The sequence below is a fragment of the Methylobacterium sp. FW306-05-D genome (assembly GCF_058782155.1).
In genome coordinates, this window is record NZ_JBYSXL010000060.1 from 22,383 (window position 1) to 29,067 (window position 6,685).

Consider the following 6,685-nt stretch of genomic DNA (forward strand, 5'->3'; position numbering starts at 1 on the left):
CGACCGCGGCGGTCGCCGCATGAGCACCGCGCCGGATGAGTGTGGCGCCGACGCGGCCGGCGCAGACGCCGGCCTCCGTCTCGCCTGCACCGCCACGGACCATGTCGGCCTCGCCTGTCACGCGAACGCGGTCCCGGTGATCCGGGAGATCGTGATCGCGAACGACACCGAGGACGACCTCGTCGACCTGCGGCTGCGCATCGAGAGCCAGCCCGCCGTGATGCGCCCGCTGGTGATCCGCATCGACCGGGTGGCGGCCGGCACGGACCATCGTGTCGAGACGCCGGACCTGCGCCTCGACGGCGGCCTGCTCGCCGGCTTCACCGAAGCCAGCCGTCTCGCGCTCACCCTGATCCTGGACGATGCGGACGGCGAACGGGCCCGGACGGTCGCCGAGACGCGCCTGCTGCCGCCCACGCACTGGGGCGGCGGGCGAAGCGTGCCGGAACTCCTCGCCGCCTTCGTCCGGCCCAACGATCCGGCCGTCGACGCCGTCCTGCGCGATGCCGCCACGAAGCTCGGCGAGGCCGGCCGCGAGACCGGGCTGGACGGCTACCGGACCGGCAGCAAGGCACGGGCGTGGGACCTCGCGGGGGCGATCTGGGCCGCTCTCGCCGACCGCCGCCTCGCCTATGTCCTGCCGCCGGCGAGCTTCGAGCGGACCGGCCAGAAGGTGCGCGGACCGGGCGACGTGATCGCGCGCCGGGTCGGCACCTGCCTCGACCTCTCGCTGCTCTATGCCGCCTGCCTGGAGCAGGCTGGGCTCAACCCGGTGCTGGTCCTCACCGCCGGCCATGCCTTCGTCGGCCTGTGGCTGCAGGACGAGGACTTCGCGAGCGCGACGGTCGACGATCGGCAGCACCTGCGCAAGCGTCGCGACCTGCAGGACCTGATCCTCGTGGAGACGACGCTGCTGACCCACGATCCGCCGGCGACGTTTCAGGCCGCGACCGACCAGGGCGGACGGCTCGTCGAGGACACCGCTCCGGCCGCCCTGGAAGTCGCCATCGACATCCGCCGCTGCCGCCGGCGCGGCATCCGCCCCCTGGATCTCGGCGACGGCCCGAGCGGGACGGTGATGCCGGGTCCGGTCGCGCCCCTGAACCAGTCCCTGTCGGCGGCACCGGCCTTCGACGAGGCCGTCCGGCCACCCGTCGACGAGTCTCCCGAAACCCCGGTCGGGCGCATGGAACGGTGGAAGCGCAAGCTCCTCGATCTGTCGCTGCGCAACAAGCTCCTGAACTTCAAGCCCGGCAAGGGCTCGGTCGTCCTGGAGGGGATTGATCCCGGCGCCCTGGAGGACGGCTTGGCGGCCGGGGACGAGTTCCGGCTGCGGCCGGCCGTGGACGACCGGGCCGGACCCGGCCCGCGCGACCCCGACGCCGGCGCGGCGGCCCTGGCCTGCCGGGAGATCCAAACCACCGCGACGGAGGCCGATCTCGACCGTCGCCTGCTCGATCTCCACCGCCTGGCCCGCAACGGCTTCGAGGAGGGCGGGGCCAACATCCTGTTCCTGGCCATCGGGTTCCTGTCCTGGACCCGCAAGGAGGGGGAGACCGCCCACCGGGCCCCTCTGCTGTTGGTCCCGGTCGCTCTCCGGCGCTCCAGCGTGCGCGCCGGCTTCCGCCTGGCGCTGCACGACGACGAAGTCCGGATCAACCCGACCCTGCTGGAGATGCTGCGCCAGGATTTCCGGATGCGGATGCCGGAATTCGAGGGCGACCTGCCGCGGGACGCCTCCGGCATCGACGTCGACGCCATCTTCCGGATCGTCCGCTCCCACATGCGCGACCTGCGCGGCTGGGAGGTGGTCCCCGACATGGTGCTGTCGGCCTTCTCGTTCACCAAGTACCTGATGTGGAAGGACCTCGTCGACAGGGCCGACCTCCTCGCGCGCAACCCGGTGGTGCGTCACCTCATCGAGACGCCCCAGCACGCCTACGGCGACGGGACTCCCTTCCCCGATCCGGCGTATCTCGATCGGGACCATCCGCCCGAGACGGTGTTCGCCCCGCTCTCGGCGGATTCCTCCCAGCTCTCCGCCGTCCTGGCCGCCGCCGGGGGCAAGGACTTCGTGCTGTTCGGGCCGCCCGGCACCGGCAAGAGCCAGACCATCGGCAACATGATCGCCCAGTGCCTCGCGCAGGGGCGCACGGTGCTGTTCGTCTCGCAGAAGACGGCCGCCCTCGAGGTGGTGCAGCGGCGCCTGCAGGAGATCGGGCTGGGGGATTACTGCCTGGAGGTGCACGCCACCAAGGCGCAGAAATCGGCCGTGCTCGGCCAGCTGCGCCGGGCCTGGCACGAGCGCGCCGCGCCCGCACAGGCCGAGTGGCAGGGCGCCACGCGCGAACTCGCGGCCCTGCGCGCGGAGCTGAACGACCTCGTGCAGGCCCTGCATCGGCGGCGGGAGAACGGGCTCTCGGCCTACGAGGCCTTCGGACGCGTGATCGCGGCGGGCCCCGACGCGGCGGACCTCGTCCTCGCCTGGCCCGACCACCGCGCGCACGGCGCGGACACTCTCGCGTCCCTGCGGGCGGCCTGCCGGGACCTGCGCCCGGTCCTGGCCGCGGCGGGGCCTCTCGCCGACCACCCGCTGCAGGGCCTCGAGGCCACGCAATGGTCGCCGGTCTGGCGCGACGGGCTGGACGCGGCGCTGACCGCCACGGTCGCGGCGCTGACCGCCCTCCGGGCGAGCGGTGAGGCCTTCGCCGAGGCGATCGGCCTCCCGTCGCTCCTGGCCACCGATGCGGGAACCCGAGGCCTCCTGGTCCTCGGCAATCTCCTGCTGCGTCCCGAGGCCCGCTGCGGGGCCGCTGTCCTGGCCGACGGCGCGGGCGACCTGCGTCGGGCCGTCGCCGCACGCGAACGCTTCCAGGCCACCCGGGCGGAGCACCAGGAGCGCCTCACCGGTACCTACCGGCCCGGAATCCTCGACCAGGACCTGCCCGGCCTCCTCGCCGCCTGGGTCGCCGCGCGCGGCGCGAACTTCCTCGTCCGCGGCAGGCGGCAGAGACAGGTCCTGCTGCAGATCCAGCCCTATGCCGAGGGCCCGCTGCCGGACGACATCGGCCCGGACCTCATCGGCCTGATCGCGCTCGCCCGGCACATTCGGACCGCCCGCCCCGAGGAAGCGCTTCTCGCCGCGCTGGGGCTGCCCTGGAGCGACCCGGACCTGCCGGCCGCCGACTTCGGGCCCGCCCTCGCCTGGGCCGGGACGGTGGAGCAGATCCTGCCCATCCTCGGGCCGCCGACCCTCGGCGTCGCGGGCCTGCGCGACCACCTCGTCCGGCTGGTGGCGCATCCGGGCCGGGACCTGGAGGCGGGCGGGCGTCTTGCCCGGGCCTACGCCGCCTTCGCCCAGGATCGCCTTCGAACGAGCGATGCGACGAAGGAACTCTCCCGCCGGGCCGGGCGGGCCGATCCCGACGCGCCGCTGGCGACGGAGGCGGACTGGATCGCCGCCAGCATCGCCCTGGCCCGGCGCTGGGCCTCCGGGCTCGGGCGTGCCCAGGGCTGGTGCGCCTGGCAGGCGACGGCCGGCGCGGCGCGGGACATCGGCCTTGCCCCGCTGATCGACGCCCTGGAGGCCGGCCGCGTCGCCCCCGAGCGGGCCGAGGCGGCGTTCGAGACCGCCTATGCCCGCTGGTGGATCGACCGCGTCGTCAGCGATGACCCGGTCCTGCGCGGCTTCCTGCCGGAGCGCCACGAGGACACGATCGCCCGGTTCCGCGCCGCCGACGCGCGGGTCGGCGAATTGGCCAAGCAGGTCGTCGGCGACCGGCTCGGCCACGGCATTCCGGGGCCGACGGCCTTCGGGAGCGATCCGGAATGGGGCACGCTCGCGCACGAGCTGACGAAGAGGCGGTCGCAGATGCCCCTGCGCAAGCTGTTCGGCAGGATGCCGAACGCCCTCACCCGGCTCACGCCCTGCGTGATGATGAGCCCGCTCTCGATCGCCCAGTACCTGCCGCCCGACGCGGTGCCGTTCGACGTCGTCATCTTCGACGAGGCCTCTCAGATCGCGCCCTGGGACGCCATCGGGGCGATGGCGCGGGGCGGCCAGGTCGTCGTCGTCGGGGATCCGGAGCAGTTGCCGCCGACCAATGTCGGCGATCGCGGCGTCGACGACATCGAGGACGGCAGCGACGTCACCGATCAGGAATCGATCCTCGATGCTTGCCTGGCGGCCAACATCCCCCGGCGGACCCTGGACTGGCACTATCGCAGCCGCCACGAGAGCCTGATCGCCTTCTCGAACGCCCATTACTACGGCGGTCGGCTCGTCACCTTTCCCTCGCCGGTGACCGAGGACCGGGCGGTGCGCCTGACCTTCGTGCCCGACGGCGTCTACGAGCGCGGGGGCGGCCGCGTGAACCGGCCCGAGGCCCGCGCCGTGGTGGCCGACATCGTGCGGCGCCTGCGCGATCCGGACTTCGCGCAGGCGCGGCGCTCCCTCGGCATCGTCACCTTCAACGGCGAGCAGCAACGGCTGATCGAGAACCTCCTCGACGAGCAGCGGCGGTCGTGTCCGGAGCTGGAACCGTACTTCGACCGCGATCGCTGGCACGAGCCCGTCTTCGTCAAGAACCTCGAGAACGTGCAGGGCGACGAGCGCGACACGATCCTGTTCTCGGTCGCGGTCGGGCCCGACGCGGGCGGCCGAACGGTGAGCACGGTGTCCTCGCTCAACAAGGACGGCGGCCACCGCCGCCTGAACGTCGCCATCACCCGGGCCCGTCGCGAGCTCGTGGTCTTCGCCTCCCTCCGCCCCGAGCAGATCGACCTCGGCCGCACCCGGGCCCGCGGCGTGCGCGACTTCAAGCACTTCCTCGAATTCGCCGACCGCGGCGCGCGGGCGCTCGCCGAGGCCTTCGCACCCACCGGGGGCGGTGTGGAATCGCCGTTCGAGGCCGCCGTGATGGCGGCCCTCCAGGCCAGGGGCTGGACCGTGCACACGCAGATCGGGGTCTCGGGCTTCCGGATCGACCTCGGCATCGTCCACCCCGATGCGCCGGGGCGCTACCTGGCCGGGGTGGAGTGCGACGGGGCGACCTATCACCGGTCCGCCACGGCGCGCGACCGCGACCGCCTGCGCGAACACGTGCTGACCGATCTCGGCTGGCGCATCCGGCGGGTCTGGAGCACGGAGTGGTGGACCGACGCGGCCGGCGCCCTCGACAAGCTCGACCGGCACCTGCGGGAGGACCTGAAGGCCGACCGCGCCGCCGCCGCGACGGCCGCCGGCCCGATCGAGGCGCCGGAGCCTCCGGCGCCGGCCTTCGCCGGGGCGGCGGACCGAACGACCGCGGTCGCGGCGGAAGCCGCGCCTGAGCCGGAGGCGGCTCCGCAGCCGCGCGACGAGACTCCGGCCCGGCGGCTCTACGCCGACCTGCCGCCCGCCTTCCCGGCCGTCAACGCCCCGGCGCCGGCTTCGGCCACGCGGCGGGATCCGGCCTACCGCCTCGCCGACCCGGCCGACCTCGGCCTCACCCTGGAACCGGAGCGCTTCTACGACGCCTCCTACCGTCCCGTCCTGGCGGCCCTGGTGGCGCACGTGGTCACGGTGGAAGGGCCCATCTTCGAGGACGTGCTGCTCCGGCGCGTCGCCCGGGCCCACGGCCTGCAGCGGGTGGGGCCCCTCATCCGCGAGGCGATCCTCGATCAGATTCCCGCCTCGGTGGCGCGCAGCGACGATGACGGCCGTTCCATTCTCTGGCCGCCCCGCGACGAACCGCGGGCGCGCCATCCCTACCGGCCGGCGGCCTCCGACCTGCGCAGCCACGCCGATACGCCGATGCCGGAACTCGTCGGCCTGGCCGGAACGCTGCGCCCGGGGGCATCCGAGGCGGAGCGCGTACGGCTGATGGCCCAGGCGACCGGCCTCTCGCGGGTCGAGGCGGCGACGCGGGCCCGATTCGCACGGGCGAGCGAACTGGCGCGCCAGTCGCAGGCCCCCGCCGGCGGACCCTCCGGCATCTGATGGAACGGGCGCCGAAGGGCGCCCACCCGGCCCCTCGGCCAGAGGCCTCCGGGCGCCAGGGTCACCGGAGCGGGGCGTCGCCGGAATCGCCCCTCGGACTTGATCGAGGCCCCGCGAGCCGCAGCGCCACCGCGCCGACCTGCCGAATCGGTGGGCGGGCCGCTGCGGACGGAGGCTCGAATGCCGGCAGGAGCCGCAACCCTGCACCGACGGCAGGGCTCGGTGGACAGATCCGCGCCGCGCGCGGCAGGTCGCTCGACCCGGCGCGGATGGGCCGCCTCCATCAATCTTCGCGTCGATCTTCGGCCCGGCCCTCAATGGATCACGGAATTGCGATCTTCAGGACCCATCAAATGCGACAATGCGCATGGTGCATCGCAGCAAAACCGCCTCGCATTGATCAGCGAAAATGTTCACCATTCTTACAGAGCAACCGCAGATCGAAGCGCTACACAGCAACAAATATTTGTTTAACTTACTTTCACTATCCTAAGACAACCGTCAATTGTCGCATAAAACGCAGCTCGCGAGGCCTAACAACGCCGCCCGCGACAGTTGAGAGCTGGATTTGCCGGCTCGCGAATAATTGGCTTGGTTTCTGCTTCATTAGGAGAGATAGACGTGCGGCGAAGCGAAATGGGACGGAACTGCCCCGTTTCGCGTCACCGCCAACGGGCTGATGCGAACCGATGTCTGCTTATCCAG

General features: G+C 72.8%; 1 protein-coding gene. It reads left to right on the plus strand.

What is annotated here, in order from left to right; all coding sequences use genetic code 11:
• Nucleotides 1-19 precede the first annotated feature (19 nt).
• Nucleotides 20-5,980, plus strand: coding sequence for an anti-phage protein ProA (proA, locus tag AC3WLN_RS18045; RefSeq protein ID WP_492483545.1), 5,961 nt, complete (start codon nt 20-22; stop codon nt 5,978-5,980).
• The last annotated feature ends 705 nt before the right edge of the window (nt 5,981-6,685 follow it).

Bases quoted from the DNA above. Each gene is read 5' to 3' on its own strand.
- proA (WP_492483545.1), top strand. From the start codon at position 20: ATGAGCACCGCGCCGGATGAGTGTGGCGCCGACGCGGCCGGCGCAGAC.